Source organism: Lysinibacillus sp. 38-6 (assembly GCF_046245175.1).
GTDB lineage: Bacteria > Bacillota > Bacilli > Bacillales_A > Planococcaceae > Lysinibacillus.
Map to the genome: position 1 here is coordinate 3,790,541 of NZ_CP176417.1, position 24,747 is coordinate 3,815,287.

At 38.6% G+C, this 24,747-nt stretch carries 20 protein-coding genes; 16 read left to right on the top strand and 4 right to left on the bottom strand.

All coding sequences use genetic code 11. The annotated features are described in order from the left end of the window. Positions 1 to 19: 19 nt before the first annotated feature. The gene (locus ACKVEV_RS19225) at positions 20 to 1,189 is read right to left on the bottom strand and encodes a pyridoxal phosphate-dependent aminotransferase (RefSeq protein ID WP_409367813.1); all 1,170 of its coding nucleotides are present in this window, start codon (positions 1,187 to 1,189) and stop codon (positions 20 to 22) included. 196 nt (positions 1,190 to 1,385) lie between these two features. Then, complete coding sequence (locus ACKVEV_RS19230) at positions 1,386 to 2,084, bottom strand: polysaccharide deacetylase family protein (RefSeq protein WP_409367814.1); 699 nt, start codon at positions 2,082 to 2,084, stop codon at positions 1,386 to 1,388. 329 nt (positions 2,085 to 2,413) lie between these two features. Here ACKVEV_RS19230 and ACKVEV_RS19235 point away from each other — a divergent pair, with 329 nt between their 5' ends. Next, positions 2,414 to 3,214: a carbon-nitrogen family hydrolase gene (locus ACKVEV_RS19235; RefSeq protein WP_409367815.1), complete on the top strand. Its 801-nt coding sequence runs from the start codon at positions 2,414 to 2,416 to the stop codon at positions 3,212 to 3,214. Between the two features lie 271 nt (positions 3,215 to 3,485). Here the strand turns inward: ACKVEV_RS19235 and ACKVEV_RS19240 are convergent, their stop codons facing one another. After that, positions 3,486 to 5,054, bottom strand: coding sequence for a PucR family transcriptional regulator (locus ACKVEV_RS19240; protein ID WP_409367816.1), 1,569 nt, complete (start codon positions 5,052 to 5,054; stop codon positions 3,486 to 3,488). A 286-nt stretch (positions 5,055 to 5,340) separates the two neighbouring features. Here ACKVEV_RS19240 and ACKVEV_RS19245 point away from each other — a divergent pair, with 286 nt between their 5' ends. The 14 genes from ACKVEV_RS19245 (at position 5,341) to ACKVEV_RS19310 (ending at position 21,579) form a co-directional block, all read left to right on the top strand. Continuing rightward, complete coding sequence (locus tag ACKVEV_RS19245) at positions 5,341 to 6,711, top strand: amino acid permease (RefSeq protein WP_409370591.1); 1,371 nt, start codon at positions 5,341 to 5,343, stop codon at positions 6,709 to 6,711. Between the two features lie 14 nt (positions 6,712 to 6,725). Continuing rightward, positions 6,726 to 8,258 (top strand): CoA-acylating methylmalonate-semialdehyde dehydrogenase, encoded by a 1,533-nt coding sequence (locus tag ACKVEV_RS19250; protein ID WP_409367817.1) that lies wholly within the window; start codon positions 6,726 to 6,728, stop codon positions 8,256 to 8,258. A 48-nt stretch (positions 8,259 to 8,306) separates the two neighbouring features. Beyond that, positions 8,307 to 9,662: an aspartate aminotransferase family protein gene (locus ACKVEV_RS19255; protein WP_409367818.1), complete on the top strand. Its 1,356-nt coding sequence runs from the start codon at positions 8,307 to 8,309 to the stop codon at positions 9,660 to 9,662. Positions 9,663 to 10,109: 447 nt separating this feature from the next. Continuing rightward, the gene (locus ACKVEV_RS19260) at positions 10,110 to 11,690 is read left to right on the top strand and encodes a glutathione ABC transporter substrate-binding protein (RefSeq protein ID WP_409367819.1); all 1,581 of its coding nucleotides are present in this window, start codon (positions 10,110 to 10,112) and stop codon (positions 11,688 to 11,690) included. 65 nt (positions 11,691 to 11,755) lie between these two features. Next, positions 11,756 to 12,679 (top strand): nickel ABC transporter permease, encoded by a 924-nt coding sequence (gene nikB / locus ACKVEV_RS19265; protein ID WP_409367820.1) that lies wholly within the window; start codon positions 11,756 to 11,758, stop codon positions 12,677 to 12,679. 13 nt (positions 12,680 to 12,692) lie between these two features. After that, a complete protein-coding gene (locus tag ACKVEV_RS19270; RefSeq protein ID WP_409367821.1) occupies positions 12,693 to 13,589 on the top strand; it encodes an ABC transporter permease in 897 nt (298 codons plus the stop codon). 11 nt (positions 13,590 to 13,600) lie between these two features. Beyond that, on the top strand, positions 13,601 to 14,593 hold the full coding sequence (locus tag ACKVEV_RS19275; protein ID WP_409367822.1) for an ABC transporter ATP-binding protein: 993 nt from the start codon (positions 13,601 to 13,603) through the stop codon (positions 14,591 to 14,593). Further along, positions 14,586 to 15,551 carry an ABC transporter ATP-binding protein gene (locus ACKVEV_RS19280; RefSeq protein WP_409367823.1) on the top strand — a complete coding sequence of 322 codons (966 nt, stop codon included), beginning with the start codon at positions 14,586 to 14,588 and terminating at the stop codon, positions 15,549 to 15,551. Before ACKVEV_RS19275 ends, ACKVEV_RS19280 begins: the two co-directional genes overlap by 8 nt. Positions 15,552 to 15,569: 18 nt before the next feature. Further along, positions 15,570 to 16,448, top strand: coding sequence for a sugar phosphate isomerase/epimerase family protein (locus tag ACKVEV_RS19285; RefSeq protein WP_409367824.1), 879 nt, complete (start codon positions 15,570 to 15,572; stop codon positions 16,446 to 16,448). A gap of 13 nt (positions 16,449 to 16,461) precedes the next feature. Then, entirely contained in the window at positions 16,462 to 17,520 is a 1,059-nt protein-coding gene (locus ACKVEV_RS19290; RefSeq protein ID WP_409367825.1) for a Gfo/Idh/MocA family protein, read from the top strand. 1 nt (position 17,521) lies between these two features. Then, positions 17,522 to 18,403: a sugar phosphate isomerase/epimerase family protein gene (locus ACKVEV_RS19295; protein WP_409367826.1), complete on the top strand. Its 882-nt coding sequence runs from the start codon at positions 17,522 to 17,524 to the stop codon at positions 18,401 to 18,403. Between the two features lie 14 nt (positions 18,404 to 18,417). Beyond that, a complete protein-coding gene (locus tag ACKVEV_RS19300) occupies positions 18,418 to 19,566 on the top strand; it encodes an ROK family protein (protein WP_409367827.1) in 1,149 nt (382 codons plus the stop codon). 18 nt (positions 19,567 to 19,584) lie between these two features. Then, the gene (locus ACKVEV_RS19305; RefSeq protein WP_409367828.1) at positions 19,585 to 20,586 is read left to right on the top strand and encodes an asparaginase; all 1,002 of its coding nucleotides are present in this window, start codon (positions 19,585 to 19,587) and stop codon (positions 20,584 to 20,586) included. 12 nt (positions 20,587 to 20,598) lie between these two features. Continuing rightward, positions 20,599 to 21,579 (top strand): N-acetylglucosamine kinase, encoded by a 981-nt coding sequence (locus tag ACKVEV_RS19310; RefSeq protein WP_409367829.1) that lies wholly within the window; start codon positions 20,599 to 20,601, stop codon positions 21,577 to 21,579. 57 nt (positions 21,580 to 21,636) lie between these two features. Here ACKVEV_RS19310 and ACKVEV_RS19315 read toward each other — a convergent pair whose 3' ends face one another. After that, the gene (locus ACKVEV_RS19315) at positions 21,637 to 22,800 is read right to left on the bottom strand and encodes an FtsW/RodA/SpoVE family cell cycle protein (RefSeq protein WP_409367830.1); all 1,164 of its coding nucleotides are present in this window, start codon (positions 22,798 to 22,800) and stop codon (positions 21,637 to 21,639) included. A gap of 185 nt (positions 22,801 to 22,985) precedes the next feature. On the opposite strand from ACKVEV_RS19315, the gene ACKVEV_RS19320 reads away from it, so the two are divergent. Continuing rightward, complete coding sequence (locus tag ACKVEV_RS19320; protein ID WP_409367831.1) at positions 22,986 to 24,659, top strand: methyl-accepting chemotaxis protein; 1,674 nt, start codon at positions 22,986 to 22,988, stop codon at positions 24,657 to 24,659. The last annotated feature ends 88 nt before the right edge of the window (positions 24,660 to 24,747 follow it).

A 24,747-nucleotide genomic window follows, 5' to 3' on the forward strand; every position in this document is an offset into this window, starting at 1 on the left:
ATGGCGAGTGCTTCTTATTTTATAGTTTAAATAAGTTAAGCTTTTCAATACGGCCCATAGCTTCACGTAAGCGTTCCTCACTAACAAGTAAGCCGACACGTACATAGCCTTCACCGAACTGTCCAAAGCCATTACCCGCAGCTACGGCAATATCCGCTTGATCGAGCAATAAGTCGGCAAATTGTTCACTTGTATAACCTAATGGAACAGGGAGCCATGCAAAGAACGAACCTTTTGGAGCCTTTACCTGCCAACCAATACGCTGTGCTTCTTCAATTAGTACGTTACGACGACGTTCATATGTCGCGTTAAGTTCTTGTGCACAAGCTTGCGACGAAGTTAATGCGACAGCTGCTGCCTGTTGAATAGCAGGGAATTGGCTACAAAATAAATGATCTTGAATTAAATTAATCGCTCCGATAATGTCAGCATTACCGACGGCAAAGCCGATGCGCCAGCCAGCCATATTATACGTTTTTGATAATGTATACAGTTCAATACCGACGTCTTTGGCACCGTCTGCCTGCAAGAAGCTTACTGGTTTATGGCCATCAAAGCCGATTGCACCGTATGCGAAATCATGTGAGACGATAATCTCATGCTCTTTAGCAAAGCGCACAGTTTCCTTAAAAAATTCAAGTGTCGCTGTTCCGCCAGTAGGGTTGTTCGGGTAATTCAAATAAAGAAGCTTAGCTCGTTCTTTTATTTCATCGGACAATGCATCATAGTCCGGCAAGAAATCATTTTCCGCAAAAAGAGGCATGACATCATATTGAACATCACCTAATACAACACCAGATAAATAATCTGGATAGCCTGGATCAGGTAATAGCATTGTATCGCCAGGATTTAACACGGCCATTGGTAGTTCTACCAGTCCAATCTTCGTACCGCCTAACACAGCCACTTCTGTTTCGGGATTAATATCAACATTGTATTCACGTTTGTAAAATTGCGCTGCAGCTTGACGTAATTCCGCAATACCGCGGAATGGAGAATATTTGTGATGCTGCGGGTTTTCTGCAGCCTCTTGAAGTGCTTTCACAATATGTGGGGGAGTCGGCTGATCGGGATTGCCCTGCCCAAGATTAATAACATCGCGCCCTTCTGCTAGTGCTGCATTGACTTTCTGCACAAGTGCTGCAAAAAATTGCGTTGGGAGTTGCTGTAGTTTCTTAGATAATTCCATGTATGCTCACCTTTTTCAGAATTTAATAATAACTAAGGATATGTTGCAAATACTATTACTTTTTTAATAGATTGTCTATAGGATTTGTTTACAAGGGGAAAAAAGTGTTGCAACAAGAATACTTTAACCGGCTACTCACTGTTAAGCTTGGTCTTTATTTAGGTTACATGCTATCAATAGGTGTCCACTATTATCTTCATAAATCTTGAAGCTCATTAACCGTAACAAATGTATAGCCCTCATTCGAAAGCTCTTGTAAAATACCTTCAATCGTTTGCAGTACTTTATCGGTTTCATCGTACATTGGGTGAATTAAAATAATCGAACCAGGTGTAACATGCTCTTTTACATAATTCACTTTGTCTGTAGCCGAGTCGTAATAACTATCGGGTTCGAGATTCCAAGTGATGGTGTCTCTTTTATGTTTGTTTAGGTAATAAGGAAATCCAATAAGCTTTTTTCCGTTAGGGGGACGAACATCAATTTGCCCTTTATACCCCGCTTTGCGAATTAATAGATCTGTCTTTTCAATTTCTTCTTTGTAGTAAGAAAGGGATTTAAAAACCATGCGATGATGGGAATACGTGTGATTGCCCATTTGATGGCCTGCTTCTACTATTTTTTCCGCTTCAGCTGGGTGTTTTTCAATTTCTTCTCCGATTAGAAAAAAGGTCGCTTTGGCCTGGTACTTTTCTAATAACGGCAATATTGTATCAACATTATCGGATGGTCCATCGTCAAACGTTAATGCGACTACTTTTTGAGTTGTCTCGACTTGATTTGTTATATGTCCAAATAACTGAACCGTTCTAGCATTCATTAATTTATAAGTGCCTAGTAATAGAAGGAGGATTAACAGCAATCCTGTCCCTATTTTGGCTGCTTTCTTTTTCATAACAAACCTTCTTTCGGTATTGACGTTTTTATATAGTTTAATATTCTATTTGAAAGTTGTTATCCCTTTAGGATGGCGAGAATTAGCATGTTTGTGCGCTTGTTGCCGCGTCTTATGCTGTATGCATTCTGAGTGAGAGGTATTGTCTTTGCTACCATGACAAAGTGTGCACTGCTATTAATGGATTTCATGGACGATTAGTCTTATATACGACAAGCATAGATCACTCAGTGCTATAATGGTCTTTAGAATGTATAGCGTTCAGTTAACGCATTTAGAATTACTTATATCATGAACTATAAAACTATTTTTTTAATGGGGGAATGGCAATGAAAATAGGATGTATTCAATTAAATGTAAGATTCGGCAAAGTGGAAGAAAATTTTGCGAGAGCTGAGGAGAAAATACGTGAAGCGGCACGTTTAGGCGCGGAAATAATTGTACTTCCGGAAATGTGGAATACGGGCTATGCGCTTGAAAAGTTACCGGACATTGCAGATGTGGATGGTCAACGGGCAAAGGCGTTTTTACAAGGCTTAGCAATTGAACTGGGCGTACATATTGTAGGGGGCTCTGTTGCAACGAAGAAGGGCGATAAATTTTTCAATACGATGTATACGTTTGATAAGGAAGGACAACAGGTTGGCGAATATAGTAAGGCACATTTATTCCGTTTGATGGATGAGCATCTATATTTAGAAGCGGGTGATGAAATGAACCGCTTTGCACTAGGAGATATCGAAGCAGCGGGTGTTATTTGCTATGATATTCGCTTCCCAGAATGGTTACGCGCACATGCATTATCTGGTGCAAAGGTATTATTCGTACCAGCACAATGGCCAACAGCTCGAATCGACCACTGGAAAACGTTATTGCAAGCACGAGCAATTGAAAACCAATGCTTCGTTGTTGCCGTGAATCGTATTGCGAACAAAGTAGAAAACTTCAATGGGCAATCAATGGTTATTCAACCTTGGGGAGAAGTCGTATGGGTTGGCGCAGAAGATGAAGAAGTAGCGGTTATAGATATTGATTTATCCATTGTTGATGAAGTGCGAGGAAGAATTCCCGTATATGAAGACCGCAGACCAGAATTATATAGTGAGTGCCAGGCACCCAAACAATTCTGAAAATAAAAAACCCAAAAGACTTCTGCAGCTTATTTTGTGCTGAGCGGAAGGCGAAGTGGGTTTTTTACGCTATAGGAAGTCGCTTATTTTGCTTACCATGACCTATGTGCCAGTCCCCATTTTGTATGCTACTAACACTGCGAATACCCTCTCCAAGTGGAAATCCACGCAGACTCCTGCGGGAACGCACGCAATGTAAGACGCAACAGCGACGGTTGCGGCTTACATCGTGCCCGCCGGAAAGCGAAGTGGATTTTTACGCTATAGAATATTACTCTTTGTCTTCAATTAACGAATTGGCTAGTAGCATAAATTCAAGTGTAATGCGGTTGTGACCTTTCATGAAATTTTCCCCTAGCAGATTTTCAAGCTTCTTTAAGCGATGATAGAGTGTTTGTCTTACAATAAATAATTGTTTGGCTGTCTGTTGTTTGGAGCCATTCGTTTGTAAATAAACTTGTAGTGTTTCTAACAGTTTGCTGTTGTACTTCTTGTCATAGTCTATAACCGGTTGTAAATAATCTTGAATAACTTCTTGTAAATTCACTTGCATTTGTAACTTATAGATTAAGTGATATAAGTGTAAATCGTCATAAAAAAACGATGTCGTTTGCACTTTGCGGCAAATATATAATGTTTCCAAAGCAGTATGATAGCTTTTGGGGATTTCCTCGACATCTGAAACGACTTTACCAATCGCGAGTTGATAGCCTTGTAATAGTTGTTTTTTATAAAAATCCGTGTGCTGGAGCGTGGCAAATAGCGAGTTTAACAATTCGCGGCTCGCTTTACTATCCTTTGTATGAAGTAAGATAAACACGACATAGCTTTTACGTTCAAATAAAAAGGGTGTAAAGCCATTTTGTTCAAAGAGATTGCGATAATAAAGCTTGCTATACACAATGTCCTCTTGCGCTCTCATAATAGTATAAGGAGACGATAAAATAAAAACGGCGCTACTATAATACGTATAGTTGGAATGGTGGGCCACGATAAATTTATAGATTTCCTCTTTCGTCAGTTTTTGATCAATCCAATCTGCTAAAATAGTGGCATCCTCGATATCTCTTTTTTCTTCTATATAAAAATCCCGCATTAAAAGTTGTGCTAGTGCCGTGGCGGTGCGATCCAAAATGAGTAATTCAAATTCTGAAAATAATCCATCTGCTCGATAAAGCGTTAAATCTGCATAATGCTGATCGACAATAAAAATAGGCTCATGTTTAAATTGCGGTGCAGTTTTGGGCATTGTTAATAATTGCTGTCGTTTAGCTAGCGGCATATTTGGGAAAAAGATAGGGTCTCGGCCTTTAATAGAAAAAATAATTTGTGTACGCAATGTCTGATAGATTGTTTGCAATATATCATCTGTGTTTTGTCCTAGAAGAGCATTTTTGTTTAAAGTTTGTGAGTACGTTTCTAAAGAGGAAATCATTAAATATTGCTGATTCATAATTTGGCTATGCAAATCTTGTGTAATCCGCACAAAAGGGACTGTCTCATGAAAAACAATGATCGGGAAGTCATGCCGGTTGGCAAGTGACACAATGACCTCTGGAATTGAGTGTAAATAAGTTCCGTATTCGATACAGAGGGCAGCACATTTTTTATGAATTAGCGATTCTACGAAAAAGAGAAAGTCCTCAAGATGATGCTGTAAACTAATCCCTGTCGTTAAAACTAATTCGTCTCCTGCTAAGAAATTATCCACTTGCACAATTTCAATAACATGTGCCCACTTTACAATACGTAATAACCCACCTTGACCTGCAACGACCTCTGCACTTCGAAAATATTCGTTCTCTAATACGTCCTTTACTTGGAGTTTATATTGACTCATCGTAGCCCTCCCATCAAAGTATTGCATTATACATAGAAAAACTTAAATTATGAGTAAAATGTAATGATTTAGCTAGTAATATACTAAAAATCGTCTTTCATGATTGTTTATTCTATTTTACATTATGTACAAAACAAAATCATAGAATTTTACAGTTTGTCTATTACTTCATTTCTTTGGAAGATGTAAGATTTTTTATAAGATACAATCCAATCTTGAATAAGGGGTGACAGATTTGGAACAACAAACGCATTTACAGAAAGGTTTAAAGAAACGTCATATGACCATGATTGCGATCGCAGGGGTAATAGGCGCTGGCCTCTTTATGGGGAGCGGTTCGGTTATTAACTTGGCTGGACCAGGGGCCATACTTTCTTATATTTTTGCTGGCATCATCGTCGTACTTGTTATGCGAATGCTTGGTGAAATGGCAGCTGTGAATCCAACAAGTGGTTCATTTGCGCATTATGCACATGAAGCAATTGGTCCATGGGCAGGCTTTATGATCGGCTGGTTATATTGGTTTTTCTGGGTTGTCGCTATTGCCCTTGAAGCAACGGCTGCCGCCGCTATTATCCAATACTGGTATGATGGCATTCCGTTATGGTTGCTTAGTCTACTATTAACGGTCGCATTAACTTTAACAAATGTCCTGTCAGTAAAGGCATTTGGTGAGTTTGAATACTGGTTCTCTCTTATCAAGGTTGTAAGTATTATTGCTTTCCTAGCGCTTGGGGCATTTATTATTTTCGGCATTGCACCCAATTTCAATGCGATTGGCACTGCCAATTTAATCGGTGAAGGTGGATTTTTACCTAATGGCTTCGGCGCTGTACTTATGGGAGTAGTTATTGTAATTTTCTCCTTTATGGGGACAGAAATTGTGGCCATTGCAGCTGGAGAGTCGGATGAACCGTTAGCTGCTGTAACAAAAGCTACAAATTCGATCACATGGCGTATATTAATTTTCTATGTTGGGTCGATCACGGTAGTCGTTACATTATTACCGTGGCACTCCTCTGATATATTAACAAGCCCTTATGTAGCAGTGCTAGATTATATCGGCATTCCAGCAGCAGCACAAATTATGAATTTTGTCGTCTTAACAGCAGTTTTATCCTGTTTGAATTCAGCTCTCTATGCAACATCCAGAATGGTTTTCTCTTTAGCAGAAAAAGGAGAGGCGCCAAAATCATTTTTAAAACTAAATAAAAAAGGCTCTCCTGTAAATGCAATTCTAGCAGCCACTTTTTTCTCATATATTGCTGTAATAATGAATTATGTTTCGCCAGATAAAGTGTTTATGTTTTTATTAAGCTCCTGTAGTGCAATTACTTTAATTCTTTACTTAATTATTGCCTTTTCCCAATTGAGAATGCGCAGAAAGATTGAAAAAGAAAACCCAGCATTATTAAAAGTAAAAATGTGGTTTTTCCCATATTTAACATACTTTACGATACTGGCGACAACGGCATTATTAATCTCGATGTTCTTTATCGACTCGATGCGTTCTCAAATTTTATTCACATGTGTTGTCGTTGCCATTGTAATGATTCTCTATGTCGTAACACAACGGAAAAAGATTATTAACCCAATAGAAGAGGCAAGTTCATCCTTCCAAAAGGACAATTTGATTTTAAATAATGAGACGGAATAAGGAGTGGTGAGAAGATGACAATTCAACAGCAAACGAAAACACTATCACATTTTATCAACGGCAATAAAACGAAGGGCACAAGCGGTAGTTACGCAGACGTCTACAATCCATCGACAGGAGAGGTTATTGCACAAGTACCATTAGCTTCAAGGGAAGAAGTGAAGCAAGCTATTCAATTTGCCAAAACAGCTTTCCCTGCTTGGAAAAAAACATCGATAGGTAAACGTGTAGAGGTATTGCATCGTTTCCGTCAGCTATTAGTGGAACGGCAGGATGAGTTGATTCAAGTAATTTGTGAGGAAAGTGGCAAAACGAAAGAAGATGCCAAAGGGGAAATTATTCGAGGCATTGAATCTGTAGATATGGCGATCAGTGCACCGCAGTTATTGAAAGGTGAATACTCGGTCAATGTTGGCGGTGATATTAATGCCTTTTCTGCCAAAGCGCCACTTGGCGTAGTTGCAACCATTGCGCCTTTTAATTTCCCTGTGATGGTGCCACTTGCCATTACGAGTATGGCTGTTGCAGTAGGCAATGCTGTCATTTTAAAGCCGTCTGAGCGCGTACCACACTCGGCATTATTGCTAAGCGAATTATGGCAAGAGGCAGGCTTACCGGATGGCATTTGGACAGTCATAAACGGTGATAAAGAAGCTGTCAATGAACTGCTTGCAAACAAAGATATTCAAGCTATTTCATTTGTTGGCTCGACACCAGTGGCTGAATATATTTATCACACAGGTACAAAGCATAACAAGCGAGTAGCGGCATTTGGTGGAGGGAAAAACTTTATGATTGTGATGCCGGATGCCAATCTAGAGCAAACGGCCAATGCCTTTTTAGGTGCAGCATATGGAGCTGCTTCACAGCGTTGTATGGCTATTTCAGGAGCGATAGTCGTTGGGGAGGATACAGAAAAACGATTCACTGAAATAGTAAAAGAAAAAGTGTTGAATTTAAAAATAGGATCTTTCCAAGAGGCAAATATTGATTTTGGACCTGTTATTACGCAACAGGCGAAAGATACCATTATCCAATATATTGACGGTGCGGTTGCAGAAGGAGCTAACTTAGTAACGGACGGCAGAAATCCAAGTATTTGCGAAACTTCGAAAGGATTTTATTTAGGACCTACCTTACTGAATCAAGTGACGCCAGATATGAAGATTTTTAAAGAAGAAGTGTTTGGCCCTGCACGCATTATCGTAGGGGTGGAGACGTTGCAGGAAGCCATTGATCTCATTAATGATCATGAGTTAGGAAATGGTGTCACGATGTTTACGAGTAGTGGACGTGCTGCGCGTCAATTCCAAGAAGAAATAGAAGTTGGAATGGTAGGGATAAACGTTCCTATTCCCATTCCGGTTGGCTATCACAACTTCGGTGGGTGGAAGCGTTCGAAATTTGGTGAGGGGCATATGTTTGGACCAGATCAAGCACGATTCTTTACGAAGGCGAAAACGATTTCTGAACGTTGGCCAGATGAAGAAGAAGATACGACAAGCTCATTTGCTTTCCCAAGTAATAGCGATACGAACATACAGTAGGAACACTTTAATACAGGAACACAATATTAACTAAAGGGGTGCGTGTAAATGGTTCATACAAATCTGAAGAGTGATGTCTTAAAAAAAGATGAACAGTATGTCTGGCATTCAATGAAACCTTATAATCCACAAGCAACATATGTAGTAGAAAAATCCGAAGGTGCAAAAATCGTTGATACAGATGGGAATGAATATATAGATGCCATGGCTGGCTTATGGTGTGTAAACGTCGGCTACGGGCGCAAGGAATTAGCCGATGTTGCGCATGAACAAATGATGAAAAATGCTTATGCACCTTTATCACAAGGACATTTACCTGCTGTTGAATTAGCAGAAAAAATTAATGATATGCTCGGTGGCGACTATGTTATTTTCTTCTCTAATAGTGGGTCGGAGGCAAATGAAACAGCGTTTAAAATAGCACGACAATATCACCAGCAAAAAGGCCAAAGTTCTCGCTATAAAGTGGTCTCTCGTTACCGTGCGTATCATGGTAATTCCTTTGGGGCATTAGCGGCGACAGGGCAGGCAGAGCGAAAATATAAATATGAACCGCTATCACCCGGTTTTATTCATGTCGCACCACCAGATCAATATCGTGAACATGAAAATGAAACGTGCGCGCCATTAGATTTAGCAAGTGTCAAAGCTGTCGATAAATTGATGACATGGGAACTGAGCGATACGATTGCAGCGATGATTTTAGAGCCTATTATTACGGGTGGTGGTGTTATTATGCCTCCTGAGAATTATTTAAAAGGTATTGAGGAAGTATGTAAAAAACATGGGGCTTTAATGATTGTCGATGAGGTGATTTGTGGGTTTGGGCGAACAGGAAAGCCTTTTGGATTTATGAATTATGGCGTCAAGCCGGATATTATTACGATGGCTAAAGGGATTACAAGTGCCTATTTACCACTGTCTGCAACAGCAGTGAAACGCGAAATTTATGAAGCGTTTACAGGCTCAGATGCTTATGGTTATTTCCGCCATGTGAATACATTTGGTGGTTCACCCGTGGCATGTGCAGTAGCATTAAAAAATATTGAGATTCTTGAGCGAGAAGCATTATTTGATCGTTCTAAGGAAATAGGTGCTGCAACATTAGAAACATTACAACAACAATTACAGCATCATCCGAATGTAGGGGATGTGCGAGGAAAAGGTTTATTAATTGGCATAGAATTAGTTATCGATAAAGTTTCAAAAGAACCTTTAGCAGTGGAAAAAGTGAATGCTGTCATTGCAGCATGTAAAGGGCAAGGGGTTATCATTGGGAAAAATGGTGCTACCGTAGCTGGGTATAATAACGTGTTAACGTTATCACCGCCACTGAATATTGCGCAAGAAGATCTTGACCGCATATTAAGCGTAGTGGTGAATAGTATTAATGGGTTAAAGTAACGATTGATCAAAGTTCTAAAAGCCGTGCAATAAGGCTTTTAGAACTTTTATTGTGGCTCTTTGTAAGTATAATGGTCTTAAAATTCAGAAATTATTAAAAAAATACTGGAAAAAATATATTTCATAGTTTATAGTTGTTAAAAAATAATTAATTTTCTGATAATAAAGCGAAGTATCCTGAAAGGGAATATTTTTTTAACCACTTATTTTCATCGGTGGAATAAATACACTTTGTAAGTTGAACTATACTTTCTGATTTAAAAGCAATTGTGATCGTTGAGGAAGCAATGACTTTCCTGAATTGAATTGTCTAATGAAGAAAATATAGTTTATTTTTTGCCTACTTATTTTCATCAGTGGAGAAAATAAGTGTATTTTAGTAATTATATTTCTTAATTTAAGGTTTAAGAGATATTTTTATATATTTTTACAAAGGGGGAAGACGAAATGAATTATGTTAAAAAATTGGTTTTTGTCATGCTATGTACGTTGCTTTTAGCGGCGTGCGCAGAAAAAGACAATTCTAACGCATCAAACACTGGGGACAAATCTACTACAGCGGGCACAGCTAGTTCAAAAAATGAACTTGTTATCGCTGTAAATGAAAACTTTATTTCGATGGATCCGCATAACACAGGGGATACAAATTCGAATTCTGTACAGGAGACAATGCTAGAAGGATTGTTAGGCTTTGATGCAGATGGACAAATTATTAAAGTTTTAGCAGATGATTATTCAATAAGTGAAGACGCGCTTGTCTATACATTCAAACTACGACAAGGGGTTACTTTCCATGACGGAGAACCGTTTAATGCGGAGGCTGTAAAGGTTAACATTGAACGCATCATGAATGATGAAAGCCTACGCTTATATTCTCGTGGTTTTAGTTTAATCACCAACGTTGAAATTCTAGGTGACTATGAGATTAAAGTGACGTTAAAAGAACCATACGGACCAATGATTACGCGCTTTGGGGTAGCTAAAATGATTAGTCCGAAAATGATTAAAGAAAATTTAGCAGACATACCTAAAAAAGCTGTTGGGACAGGGCCTTATAAATTTGTTGAATGGGTACAAGGCGATCATTTAACAATTGAAAAATTTGATGGTTATTGGGATGGCGGCGACCGTGTTGCTAAAATCACCTATAAGCCAGTATCAGAAAACGGATCGCGCGTGGCGATGCTAAAAGCGGGTGATGCACAAGTAATTTATCCAGTGCCAGCTCAAAATATTGAAGAACTTTCTAAAAGTAAAGATGTAGAAGTGAATAAGGTTCCTTCTACCATTGCACATTACGTTTCATTAAATACTTATAAAAAACCGTTAAATGATATTAAAGTTCGCCAAGCCTTTAACTATGCGGTGGACAAAGATGCTTATTTAAAAGTGGTCAATGCGGGACTAGGTGTACCATTAGACTCCATTATCCCTTCTAAAACGGTTTATTATAAACAACAAAAAATGTACGAACACAACATTAAAAAGGCAAAAGAATTATTAGCTGAAGCTGGCTATCCTGATGGCTTTGAGATTGAAATCTGGGGCAATACAAACTCAGATACGATGAAAGGCATGCAGTTTATTCAACAACAATTAGGTCAAATCGGTGTAAAAGTAGATATTAAATCAATGGAAGAAGGCACTTTATCAGATGAAATCTATGGTGCTCAAACACCAGATGATGCGAAATTGCAAATGTGGTATGTAAGTTGGTCCGCTTATGCTTCGGATATAACGAATGCAACAAAGCCTCTTTTCCATAGCGTATCATTCCCACCAAATGGTGCCAATACAGCTTACTATAATAACCCGGAGGCAGATCAATTAATGGATGAAGCGAACTCCATTTCAGATGTAGATCGCCAAGCAGAACTATATGGAAAATTACAAGATATCGTCTATCAAGATACGCCTTGGATTTTCTTAGGGGTGGATGAAGTTGTATATGGTGTACGTTCAAATGTCAGCGGTGTGTTAGTGAACCCTACTGGTGGACTAGATGTGAAGAATGCCAAAGTAGAGTAATTTGCAGGAAAAGGAATTGATACTTATCAATTCCTTTTCTAAAAAATAGAAAGGAGGAAGGCGACATGTGGAAATATATAGCGAGAAGAATTGTTGAAATGCTACCGATTTTAATTGTTATTTCAATATTAACGTTCTTATTTATTCATTTCATACCAGGTGACCCTGCACGGCTAGTAGCTGGTAAGGATGCCACGCTAGAAGATGTGGAAAATGTTCGACATGAAATGGGTTTAGATAAACCAATTGTTACACAATACGTGGATTATATGAAAAATCTCGTAACGGGTGAGCTTGGCACATCGTTAACAACAGGACTACCTGTCATAGATATGTTTAAAACAAGGTTTATGCCTTCTCTTCAATTAACTTTTCTGTCCATGTTTTGGGCTACATTAATGGGTTTAGCGATTGGTGTTTTTTCAGCCATCAATAAAAATAAATGGCCTGATTATTTTGGTATGGTAACAGCGGTTTCGGGCATTTCGATTCCAGGATTTTGGCTAGGTCTATTATTAATTCAATTATTTTCAGTGCAACTAGGGCTATTACCGACAGGTGGATTAGATGGCTTTTCGAGTTATATTTTACCTTCCTTAACATTAGGGGCTGGCATTATGTCCATGATTGCTCGATTTACGCGCTCTTCCATGCTGGAAACGTTACAAGCAGATTTTATCAGAACAGGGCGAGCAAAAGGATTAAAAGAACGCTCTGTTATTGTGACACATGCTTTAAGAAATTCCTTAATTTCTGTCGTAACGGTTGCAGGCCTGCAATTTGGCTTTCTATTAGGAGGATCGGTAGTCGTGGAAACGGTGTTTAGTTTCCCTGGAATGGGACGACTTCTTATTGATTCTATCGCCTTTCGAGATTATCCCGTTATTCAGTCAGCACTGCTGTTATTTGCATTTGAATTTATTTTAGTAAATTTAGTGGTCGATGTGCTGTACACAGTGTTAAATCCAAAAATTCAATTAGATTCTTAAAGGAGGGAACAAAATGACTTCACCAACTACTGTGCAAAATAGCCAAGTGCAACATACACAAAGAAAATACTCTCCTTTAAAAGAATTTTGGAAGTCTTTTAAAAAACAAAAGGCTGCATTGATAGCAAGTATCTTTGTAGGATTGCTAATTGTAGTTGCCTTTATTGGTCCTTATATCGCGCCGTATGATCCTTTTGAACCGAATTATGATGCTTTATTAGAGGGGCCAAGTGCAAGTCATTTGGCTGGAACGGACGAGTATGGTCGAGATATATTTAGCCGTTTAATCGTCGGAGCAAAAATATCTTTATTGGTGAGTTTTAGTGCCGTATTTTTAGGCTTAATACTAGGAACGATTTTAGGTTTAATTAGCGGTTATTTTGGTGGGTGGATTGACAAAATCATTATGCGTAGCTGTGATGTATTATTCTCTTTCCCTGATTTATTGTTAGCTATTGCAATTGTCGCCTTATTAGGGCCTGGAATTAATAATGTCATTATTGCTGTAATGATCTTTAGTGTACCTTCTTTTGCCCGTTTAGTAAGAGGCGCAACATTGAATGCAAAAGAGAATGTCTACGTAGAGGCGGCACAATCCATGGGGGCTTCGCATGTTAGAGTGCTGTGGAAACATATTTTCCCCGAAACGATGAGTGAACTAATTATTTTCGTCACAATGCGTATCGGCACAGCCATTTTAGCAGCTTCTGGTTTAAGTTTTTTAGGCTTAGGTGCCAGCCCTGAAATGCCTGAATGGGGAGTCATGCTAAGTAGCGGGCGTGATTATTTAGGAACATCTTCGCACGTAGTCATCATGCCGGGCATAGCGATATTTTTAACCGTACTAGCATTTAACTTAATCGGTGATGGATTACGAGATGTATTAGATCCAAAAATAAAAAATAATTAAGGAGAATGCCTATGTCAGAACATGTATTGCGAGTAACTGACTTAGAAACGTCCTTTACGCGAGATAAAAAGGAAATCAAGATTTTAAGGGGTGTCAATTTTGCCATCCGTAAAGGAGAAATCTTAGGTTTAGTAGGAGAATCGGGTAGTGGGAAAAGCTTAACATCGTTATCCATTATGCAATTATTCCATGGTACGACAGGCAAAATCGTCAATGGCTCTATCCATTTTAATGGGGAAGATTTGACGAAAATGTCTGAATCGGCTATTCGGAAGATTCGTGGTAAGCAAATGGCGATGATATTCCAAGAGCCGATGACTTCATTAAATCCAGTCTTAAAGATTGGCAAGCAGTTAATGGAAGCCATTGAGATGCATTTGAAGCTACCGAAGAATGAAAGCAGACATCATGCTATCCAAATGTTAAAAAATGTAGGTATCGGTAGAGCCGAGGAAATCATTTATGAATATCCCCATCAACTATCAGGAGGAATGCGCCAGCGAGTGATGATTGCTATGGCGATGGCCTGCCATCCTAATTTACTGATTGCCGACGAACCAACGACTGCACTTGATGTCACAATACAAGCGCAAATTTTAGAATTAATGAAAAAGCTAAAAGAAGAAAATGACACAGCTATTTTATTAATTACACATGATTTAGGTGTTGTTGCTGAAATGTGCGATCGGGTAGTTGTCATGTATGCTGGGCAAGTTGTAGAGGAAGCGGATGTCTTTGAATTATTTGCTAGCCCGAAGCACCCTTATACACAAGGTTTAATTGCATCTGTACCGAAAATTGGTGAGCACAAAGAAATACTAGATTCAATCAATGGGCAAGTACCCTCACCGCAAAATATGCCAAATGGTTGTAAATTTGCTCCACGATGTCATCAAGCGATGTCTGTATGCCATGAGGAGAGTCCGCCGACGGTGAACATTTCGACTACACGGCAATGTAGCTGCTGGCTATATGCGACAAAGGATGTGAAAGTAAATGCCTAACAGTATTTTAAAAGTGGAGAATTTAAAGAAAAGCTTTCAAATAGCAGGTGGGTTATTTCAACAAAAGCAATATGTAAATGCAGTCATAGATGTTTCCTTTGAAATAGAAGAAGGTACGACGTTTAGTTTAGTTGGTGAAAGTGGCTGTGGAAAATCTACGACAGGTAGATTAATCACGCGATTAATAGCGCCGACAAATGGCAGTATTGTGGTGGATGGACAAGAGGTAGCTAGTGCAAAGTCATCCGAATTAAAACACTTAAGGCAAAATGTTCAAATGATTTTTCAAGATCCCTATGCTTCTTTGAATCCAAGAATGAAAGTAAAGGAGCTTGTTGGGGAGCCTTTAGAAATTCATACAAAACTGTCAAAAGCCGAGCGTGAAAAACTCGTTCTTGAAATGCTAGAAGTCGTTGGATTAAATGCCGAACATGCCGATCGCTATGCCCATGAGTTCAGTGGTGGACAAAGACAACGTTTAGGTATTGCACGCGCATTAATTACAAAACCGAAATTAATTATTGCCGATGAGCCTGTGTCTGCGTTGGACGTATCGATTCAATCGCAAATTTTAAATCTATTAAAGCAATTGCAGCAAGATTATAAAATATCTTATCTTTTTATCTCTCACGATTTAAGTGTTGTCGAACATATTAGCCATACTATAGGTGTTATGTATTTAGGGTCCATTGTAGAAATCGGACGTAAAGAAACGATATTTAATAACCCGAAGCATCCTTATACGCAAGCGCTCATTGCTTCCGTACCGATAGCAGACCCTACATTACGAAAAAAGAAAATGGTTTTAACTGGTGATATTCCGAATCCTAAAAACCCGCCGAGTGGTTGTACCTTCCACACAAGGTGTCCATTGGCATCAGATATATGTAAGCAAGCTATTCCGGAGATGAAAAAAATTAACGAAGAGCAAAGTGTTGCATGTCACTTTGTCAACTAATAGAGAGGGTGTTCAAAAATGAAAGTCGGATTAAGCACATACAGTATGGTCAAAAAAATGAGACAGGGAGAAATGGATGTTCTGGATGTTTTGCAATGGGTAGCAGACAACGGAGGACAGCATGTTGAATTAGTACCCTATGAATTTACGGTTGTAGATAACTATGAACTTGCTACTCAAATTAAAGAAAAAGCAGCAGCGCTAGGATTAGAGCTATCGGGCTATTCATTACCAGCGAACTTTATTCACGATACAGAAGAAGCTTTTTTAGAAGAAGTGGAACGTTTAAAAAAGCATGTTGATGTCGTGCATCATATGGGCATTAACATTATGCGTCATGACGTTACGCTCTTTACGTTACCGAAGGAGCAGACAACCATTCATTATTACAATGAACACTTTGAAGCAATGGTTAGAGGTTGTCAGTTGATTGCTGATTACGCCAAACAATTTAATATGACGACAACTATTGAAAATCATGGCTTTAATGTGCAAACGAGTGATCGTGTCCAACAATTAATTCATGCGGTAAACAGAGAGAACTTTAAAACAACTTTAGATATCGGAAATTTTTTATGCATTGATGAACAACCTTTAATTGGTGTGATGAAAAACCTTCCTTATGCCGCTACTGTGCATTTTAAAGATTTTTACATTCGTCCTTATTATGAAAATCCAGGTGATGGCGAATGGTTCCGTACAGTGCATAACAATTACATCAGAGGGGCGATTGTCGGGCATGGTGATCTGAATATTCGAGAAATTATTAAGCTCGTAAAAGGCAGTGGCTACGATGGTTATATTGTGGTGGAGTTTGAAGGTATGGAAGATTGTCAAGTTGGTTCAAAAATAGGGATGGATAATGTACGTCGTTTATGGGACGAATGCAAGCTCTAAAGGGGGAAAGCACATGAATAAATTAAAAGTTTGTGTAATCGGTACAGGGTCTATTTCTGATTACCATTTAGGTTCCTATATGAAAAATCCAGCGGTCGAATTATATGGCGTATATGATGCCTCCATTGAACGTGGTAAAGCAAAGGCAGCTCAATTTGGCGCAACACATGTTTTTTCTTCAAAAGAAGAGTTATTTGCAGACAAACATATAGATGCTGTCAGTATTTGTACATGGAATAATACACATGCCGAATTGGCCATTCTTGCATTGGAAAATGACTTACATGTGCTGATTGAAAAGCCTTTATCGATGACGTATGCGGAAGCTTTAAATATTCAAAAGGTTGCCGAAAAGCATCAGAAAGTATTTCAAGTGGGCTATGTAAGACGCTTTGCAACCAATACGAAAGTTCTGAAAAGCTTCATCGACGATAACAAACTAGGCGATATTTATTATGCAAAAGCGTCCTGTCTAAGAAGATTAGGAAATCCGGGAGGCTGGTTTGCAGAAATCGATAAGTCTGGTGGTGGGCCTTTAATTGATCTAGGTGTACATGTCATTGATATCTGCTGGTATTTGATGGGGAAACCAAAAGTAAAACGGATAACAGGTCATACTTACAATCAATTAGGAAATAGAAATCATGTTGAAAATTTATCTTTTTATAAGGCGGCAGACTATGATGCCACTAAAAATACAGTAGAAGACTTAGCAAATGCCCTTATTACATTTGACAATGGGGCGTCGCTAATGGTGGACGTTTCTTATACACTACATGCCATGAAAGATGAAATCAGTATTAAACTATATGGCACGAACGGTGGAGCAGAGCTAGAGCCGGAATTAAAAATTGTTAGTGAAGAACATAATACGATTTTAAATATTCATCCTCAAATTAACGATTTAACTTTTGATTTTGCAAATGCCTTTCAAAATGAGATCAATGCGTTTGTTGATTGTTGTCTTCATCAATATGATTCCGTTGCACCGGTAGAGGATGGGGTAGAAATTATGAAAATCTTAGAAGGTATTTATATTTCTGCAACGGAAGGAAAGGAAGTGGTTTATTAAGATGGTGAAATTGAACAATAAAATTGGTGTCATTGTAGACAGCTTCCGATTGCCTATTCGTGAAGGGTTAGTAAAGGCGAAACAAGTCGGGGCTCAAGGTGTACAAATGTATGCAGTTTCCGGTGAGTTGGACCCAGATAATTTAAATGCTGCACAAAGAGCAGAATTGAAGCAGTACATTTCAGATTTAGGTTTAGAAATCTCTGCATTATGTGGAGATTTAGGTGGGCATGGCTTTCAAGATAAAGCAGAAAATGCTTGGAAAATAACAAAATCAAAAGCTATTATGCAATTAGCGAAAGACCTCGGAACATCCATCGTGACAACCCATATTGGTATTATTCCGGAAGATGAAAATGATCCAATCTATCAAACGATGTTGGAAGCCTGTGAAGAATTAGGTCAATTTGCTACATCATTAGACGCTTATTTTGCGATTGAAACAGGGCCAGAAACGAGTAGCACGTTAAAAGGATTTTTAGATAAACTATCAACAAATGGTGTATCGGTTAATTTTGATCCGGCCAATATGGTGATGGTAACGCAGGATGACCCTGTAGCTGGCGTTCAGCTTTTAAAGAATTATATCGTACATACACATGTGAAGGATGGTATTCAACTGCAGCCTACGAACCCAAAAGATGTGTATGGGTACTTAGGTTACGATTCTGGCACATCTCATGATAAGATAGGAGAAATGGTGGAAAATGGAGAGTTTTTCAGAGAACTTCCATTAGGGCAAGGAGATGTCAATTTCGAGCTTTATTTTTCAGCTTTACATGAAATCGGATACAATGGCTATTTAACTATTGAACGTGAAGTGAGATCAAATCCCGAAAAAGACATCGAAGAAGCTGTACAATTCATAGAAAAGTTTAAATAGGGGTTGATTCAACTTTGAAAAAGCAAGATCAAGTACAGATGCGAAAGCAGAATAAATATATTGTGCTTGACGCCATAAGACAGATGGCGCCTATTTCAAGAATTCAATTATCGAAATATACAAAAATGAGCCCTACGACGATTACCCGTATCGTGCAGGAACTAGAAGCGGAAGGCTTTGTTCTGGAAGGGGTAGCGGAAGAAACAGCCATTGGTAGACGCCCTACATTGATTCATATGCGCGAAGATGCTTTATATACGATTGGCATAGAACTAGATTGTTTTGCTATCCGGATAGGTATATTAGATTTTTTAGGAAAACTGATTGCCTTTCAGGAAATCAAATGTAGCATCAGGCATCGATATGAAGAAGCGCTACATCTATTGAAACAGTCTATCGATAATATAATGACAGAATATCACATTGCGCAGGAAAAATTATTAGGCATTGGGATAGGCATTCCAGGTGTCATCAATAACGAAGAAGGTATAATCGTTTCCTCAGAGCAATTAAAGTGGGAAAACTGCCACATAAGAGAAGATTTAAATGGTGTTTTTGACTGTGAAGTCATCGTAGATAATGAATTGAAAATGCAAATCTATGCGGAAATTGGTGATATTTATACGCCACAGTATTCAAATTGTATTTTAGTCGGTATTGGAACTGGCATAGGAGCATCTATTTTATTAAATGGAGAAGTCTATCGCGGTATTGAAAATAAAGCGGGCGAAATAAGTCATATTACGATTAATCCCTTTGGAGCCATGTGTCACTGTGGTAAAAGAGGATGCTTATCCATGTATGTTTCTGAAGTGTCATTGTTAAAACGGACACCTAAAAATCTTACTATTCAATCAATAGAAGAGCTTTTGCATTGTGTAAATCAAGGCGAGCAATGGGCCATCGATATTCAACAAGATGTCGCTACTTTTCTAGCGATCGCTATCAATAATTTAGTTTGTTTATATGAACCGGAAGCCGTCATTGTGAGTGGAGAAATGATTGAGCACAATAGAACATTTCAACAACTACTGCGTGAAAAGTGTAAACAGTATATATGGAAAGAATTACAACCATTCGATTTGCAATTTTCAAATCAATTAAAAGAAGGCGTTGTGAAAGGGGCGGCATTACAGGCGCAAAAGCAGTTGCTATCTGTTTAAAGAAAGGTTGGTTGCTTTATGGCTTACGCACAATTTTTAAAGGAATATCGTTCAGGAATAATGGAAAATGTGCATTATGGACAAATAAGTGCTGTCAATTTATCGAAAGAAGAATTCGTCTCTGTCGGTCAAGATTATGAACCAGTTTATTTTCGTTCTGCAGCAAAACCATTTCAAGCCATTCCCATTTTTATGACCGATTTTATCGAAAAGTACGGGATTACTGCAAATGAAAGTGCATTATTTCTAGCTTCTCAAAGAGGCGAAACGTATCATCAAGAAGCATTACTGTCGTTAATAGGAAAACTACCTGTAAATGAAACTGACTTAATTTGTGCAGCGTCCTATCCGTTAAATGAGGAACCTAAAACACAGTATATTCAACAGGGCTTTGAAAAGAGGAAACTATTTCATAATTGTGCGGGTAAGCATTTAGGGTTATTAGCTGCCTGCCTAGCGAATGGCTATGATGTCGAGCACTATTGCCAGCCGGATCATCCATTGCAGCAGATGATTAAAAAATACATTGCTTATTTAAGTGAATATGATGTGGATAAAATTCGTACAGGAATGGATGGCTGTGGTGCGCCGGTCTTTGCCATTCCGCTAAAAAATATGGCCATCGCCTATTTAAAGCTAGCGCGACCGGAATTAATTGAAGATCAACTGATTCGTCAGGCAGTCATCAAGCTTACTAGTGTAATGAATCAAGAAAATCGTATCATTGCATCTGAAAACTTTATTTGTACGGCATTATTAAAGGACCCTAATATTGTGGCTAAAGGTGGGGCCCAAGGCGTATACTGTTTTGCTTTAAGGGAAGAAGGGCAAAGTTTTGCCTTGAAAATTATGAATGGCTCAGAAAGTCCGTGGCCGAATGTCATTGCATCTATATTGGAACAAATTCAATATACAAATCAAGAAACAATTGAACGTATTAAAGCATTGTCTCCTGCAGTAGTGCGTAATGATGCAGGGGTGGAAGTAGGAGAAATTGTTTCGACCATTAAAATTGTATAGAGGTGAAGGCACTTGTATGTTTTAGCGATAGATGGTGGTGGAACAAAAACAATTGCAACAATCTCAACAGCGCGTGGCGACATTATTGCGCTAGCTGAAACAGGGAAAAGTAACCCGACATCCATGAGCTTAACGCAATTTACTGAGACTATCACAGCGCTTATCAATGACTTGAAAAGACAACGACCTCACGAATTTCAATCTATTACAAAGTGCCATGCGGGACTTTCGGGTGTAACAGAAAACAATAATGAGAACATTACGCATGCATTATTAACCTCACTTTTACCGAAAGACTGTCAACTTTCACTTTCGAATGATGGATTGAACGCGCTATATGCTGGAACATTCGGTCAGCCTGGCATTGTACAGATTGCAGGAACAGGTGCGATTACACTTAGTATCGATTCATCTGGAAGAATGGAGCGTACAGCAGGATGGGGTTATATTTTTGATGATGAGGGCAGTGGCTATGATATTGGCATTCGTACATTAAAAGCAGTATTTAAAGCTTTTGATAAAAGAGGTCCCCAAACACATCTAACGGCAGCCGTATTAGACTATTTTCAATTACAAGCTGTACCGCAAATCATTGAAGTGGTATATGGTGAAGGACATCCGCGTGATACAATAGCGCCTCTAAGTAAGGTGGCTATCGCATGTGCTAAACGTGGTGATGAACAAGCTAATAAAATTATTGAGCAAGTTTGCCATGTTTTTTATCAAAGTATCGACGCTTGCTATACAAAAAATCCATTTGCAGATAAGCGAGTCAACGTCGTGCTAGCTGGAGGCGTTTTTACGGAGTTAGAACTATTTATTGAAAAACTAGCCGCTATTGATCAAAACCATCGCAATCACTATGACTTTATGGCTGCATATAGTTTACCAGTGGGTGGAGCTGCTTTAGCTGCATTAAAATTACCTCCAGCTGAAGCAAAGCTATTTATCGATCAATATAATGCCAGTATAAAGACATTTTTAACGAAATAATTCCCCTTTATCCTAGCAAGTAGAGAATGACCTGTACGAATCTCTACTTGCATTTTATTAGTCTCCTACTTTAAACATATAGCCCTTATAGGATTGATGAATAATCATGACAATTCCCATTAACATAAAATTGGATAGCAGTGAACTTCCGCCATAGCTTAAAAATGGTAACGTGACACCTGTTACTGGTAAAAGTCCAAGTGTCATACCAATATTTTGTGTAATTTGGAAGGCTAATAAGCTGGAGATACCTGCCCCCATCAGGGTCATAAATGGATCCTTTGCTTCTACTGTAATGAGCACTATACGGTAAATAACAAAAAATAATAGTGAAATGACAAAAGCTCCTCCAATGAAACCAACTTCTTCCGCAATGGCAGAAAAAATAAAATCGGTATGCTTTTCTGGGACATACACATTATTTTGTAGATAGCCTTTGCCGAAGAATTCCCCGCTACCAATGGCCATAAAGCCTTGTCTCGTTTGAAAGGAAGAATCCGTATATTCATAAGGTTGTAACCATCCGTAAATACGAGAAACTTGATGCCCTGACAGTCTACTTAATAGCTTTTCAGTAAAAAAATCATTGAATTTTACATAAAGAATCACCACTACACTGACAATGGAAGCAGGAATGGCTGTAAAGATGACGAGCAATTTTGTTTGAATGCCTGAAAAGAAAATCATCGGCAAAATCATCGCCATATAGAGCATAACCATACCGGTATCGGGTTGCTTATAAACAGCGAGTGTTGGTGGGATTGTGATGAGCGCAATCGTCAATAGCAGTCGCATATCTGACAAAAAGGATGGACGCTCATATTTGGCTTGGTGGGCAACAATTACTTTACTCACAACAATTAAAAAGGCAAATTTCAAAAACTCTGAAGGCTGAAATGATCCTAAAAGGGGCACTTGATACCATGATTTTGCTTCATTAATTGTGCGCGCAATGCTTTCTGGAGCAATAAATAAGCCAAATGTGAGAGCTACCATGAACCAATAAAATGGCCAGCCAATGTTTTTTAGCTGTTCAATATCAAGCGTAGCTACGCCGTACATGATCATAAAGCCAAGACTGTAATAGATCAATTGCTTGACGATAAACAAGCTAGAATACTGTGCAAACGCTACACTGCTAGAATGTACGAAAAGGCAGCTAATAATGCCTAGCAGCAATAAGCTAGTCGCTAAACTGTTATCGACTTTTTTTAATAGCACTAGTTACACCTCCCTTTTTACTATTTGGTAAAACTAACTATTAATAGGGGACGATGGGAAAAGAGGGAGGTTCCTAGAAAGTTGCATTGAATTTTGCTCGATTTTAGCAAATTTTACAAAAATATAACACTAGCTTTATATCTCCATACTATGATTAATGGGAAGAGTTGGAGAAGGAGCCGAAGATGATGCATTTTTTTCGTTATATTAAGGTAAAAGATAAGCTGCTTGTACTGATGATTGTCTGTGTACTATCAAATGTTTTGATAGGACTATTTAGTGTGGATTATTTACGCAAAATGTCGTGGCATGCTAGTGAGAGTTATGCCGAGGGGCTTGTGCCCATTGGTTGGCTAAATCAGATAGAAGAAGGGCAACGACAGTTGGATTTATTAGTTGATTCTAACGGCGATGATCAAGAGATGACAGCTATTCTAAAAAATATTGCACAACCTTTAGGTCAATTAGAAAAATTAGCAATCGATAAAAAGATGAATCATCAGGTAAAGAAATATAATGCGTTATTGGCACAGCATAAAGATTTAGTAGAAACTTATCGGCAGTTAAATACGCAAAATCGTCAGCGTTTTTATGAGCAGTCCTATTTGCCTGTAAGCCAACAAAGTCATGCCATATTAGAAGAGACACAGAGTTACTTAGTTCAAAGAGCTGAAGAACAGCAGCAAGCTTACCAAAAAGATGTGCAATTCGGCTATTGGTTATTAGGAAGTGTGAGTACATTCGTTGTGTTATTAATTATTTTCATCGGTTTTATAGCAACGAAGGCTGTCAATGTCCCAACTCGTCAACTAAAATCATTATTAAAACGAGCGGAGCAAGGAGATTTTACAGCAAACGCAAGCTATGTGGCGCATGATGAGCTCGGAGAAGTTGTGCTGTCATATAATCAAATGGCAACAGAAGTGAAGCAATTACTACATACGGTAACAAATAGTGCACAAGAGGTAGAAGGCATGACAGAAAAGTTACAACAAACGTCGGAGCAAACGTCGACAATGACTGTTAAAATTGCCAAGGACGTAAAAAATATTGCGGAGTTGACTGTCACCTCTTCTACAAAATTAGCATCTAACTCAGCTTCGTTAGAAGAAGTGCTCAATGGTGTACAAATTATTTTAGAAAAGGTACAGCTTGTAGAGAGCTTTGCGCATGACACAGCGAGTGAGGCAGAAAGTGGTACGGACATTGTGCAAGCGAATTTAATGCAAATGCAAGCCATCAAGCGAGCAGTTGAAAAATCGCATACGGCGATCGCTAATTTAGTTGAGCGTGCTGCAACGATTGACCAGATGGTTGAAGTCATCGAAAAAATAACGGCCCAAACCAATTTACTTGCGTTAAATGCTTCCATTGAAGCGGCTAGAGCAGGTGTGCATGGGCAAGGATTTGCAGTCGTTGCTAATGAGGTACGTAAGCTAGCTGAGCAAACAGTGCATTCCACACAAACAATTACGTCCATTGTGCAAAATATCCATACCGATTCGCACTTTGCCGTACAGATGATGGAAGGCGTTTTAAGTGCGACACAAAAAGGTCTGAATGTAACAACAGAGACAGCAACAAGTTTCAATCGAATAGTAGAAAAAGTATCAACTATGCAACCTTATATTGTGGAGGTTTCGACGACGGTGCAAGAAATTGCTGAGCATACGAAGAAAGTAAACGAAGATGCCATGATGTTAACATCACTGTCTGATTCAAATGCAGCCTCAACGAAGCATGTAGAAAAGTTAACAACAGATCAACTAAGTGCACAGCAACAATTTCATAATTACATTAAAGATTTGCGAAAAGTTTCAAAAGTATTACAAATTGCAGTCAAACGGTTTTCGATTTGATGGAAAGAGTCTCTTTACCGTATAAGTGAAGAGGCTCTTTTATTTGTAAAAAAATAGATATTTGTGTTTTTGGAAAATACAAATGTAT

What these genes read in the sequence shown, in the direction of transcription:
- ACKVEV_RS19225 (WP_409367813.1), bottom strand. Translation starts at nt 1,189, where the DNA reads ATGGAATTATCTAAGAAACTACAGCAACTCCCAACGCAATTTTTTGCA.
- ACKVEV_RS19320 (WP_409367831.1), top strand. Translation starts at nt 22,986, where the DNA reads ATGATGCATTTTTTTCGTTATATTAAGGTAAAAGATAAGCTGCTTGTA.
- ACKVEV_RS19270 (WP_409367821.1), top strand. Translation starts at nt 12,693, where the DNA reads ATGACTTCACCAACTACTGTGCAAAATAGCCAAGTGCAACATACACAA.
- nikB (WP_409367820.1), top strand. Translation starts at nt 11,756, where the DNA reads ATGTGGAAATATATAGCGAGAAGAATTGTTGAAATGCTACCGATTTTA.
- ACKVEV_RS19235 (WP_409367815.1), top strand. Translation starts at nt 2,414, where the DNA reads ATGAAAATAGGATGTATTCAATTAAATGTAAGATTCGGCAAAGTGGAA.
- ACKVEV_RS19305 (WP_409367828.1), top strand. Translation starts at nt 19,585, where the DNA reads ATGGCTTACGCACAATTTTTAAAGGAATATCGTTCAGGAATAATGGAA.
- ACKVEV_RS19240 (WP_409367816.1), bottom strand. Translation starts at nt 5,054, where the DNA reads ATGAGTCAATATAAACTCCAAGTAAAGGACGTATTAGAGAACGAATAT.
- ACKVEV_RS19260 (WP_409367819.1), top strand. Translation starts at nt 10,110, where the DNA reads ATGAATTATGTTAAAAAATTGGTTTTTGTCATGCTATGTACGTTGCTT.
- ACKVEV_RS19275 (WP_409367822.1), top strand. Translation starts at nt 13,601, where the DNA reads ATGTCAGAACATGTATTGCGAGTAACTGACTTAGAAACGTCCTTTACG.
- ACKVEV_RS19280 (WP_409367823.1), top strand. Translation starts at nt 14,586, where the DNA reads ATGCCTAACAGTATTTTAAAAGTGGAGAATTTAAAGAAAAGCTTTCAA.
- ACKVEV_RS19245 (WP_409370591.1), top strand. Translation starts at nt 5,341, where the DNA reads ATGATTGCGATCGCAGGGGTAATAGGCGCTGGCCTCTTTATGGGGAGC.
- ACKVEV_RS19255 (WP_409367818.1), top strand. Translation starts at nt 8,307, where the DNA reads ATGGTTCATACAAATCTGAAGAGTGATGTCTTAAAAAAAGATGAACAG.
- ACKVEV_RS19250 (WP_409367817.1), top strand. Translation starts at nt 6,726, where the DNA reads ATGACAATTCAACAGCAAACGAAAACACTATCACATTTTATCAACGGC.
- ACKVEV_RS19290 (WP_409367825.1), top strand. Translation starts at nt 16,462, where the DNA reads ATGAATAAATTAAAAGTTTGTGTAATCGGTACAGGGTCTATTTCTGAT.
- ACKVEV_RS19295 (WP_409367826.1), top strand. Translation starts at nt 17,522, where the DNA reads ATGGTGAAATTGAACAATAAAATTGGTGTCATTGTAGACAGCTTCCGA.
- ACKVEV_RS19230 (WP_409367814.1), bottom strand. Translation starts at nt 2,084, where the DNA reads ATGAAAAAGAAAGCAGCCAAAATAGGGACAGGATTGCTGTTAATCCTC.
- ACKVEV_RS19285 (WP_409367824.1), top strand. Translation starts at nt 15,570, where the DNA reads ATGAAAGTCGGATTAAGCACATACAGTATGGTCAAAAAAATGAGACAG.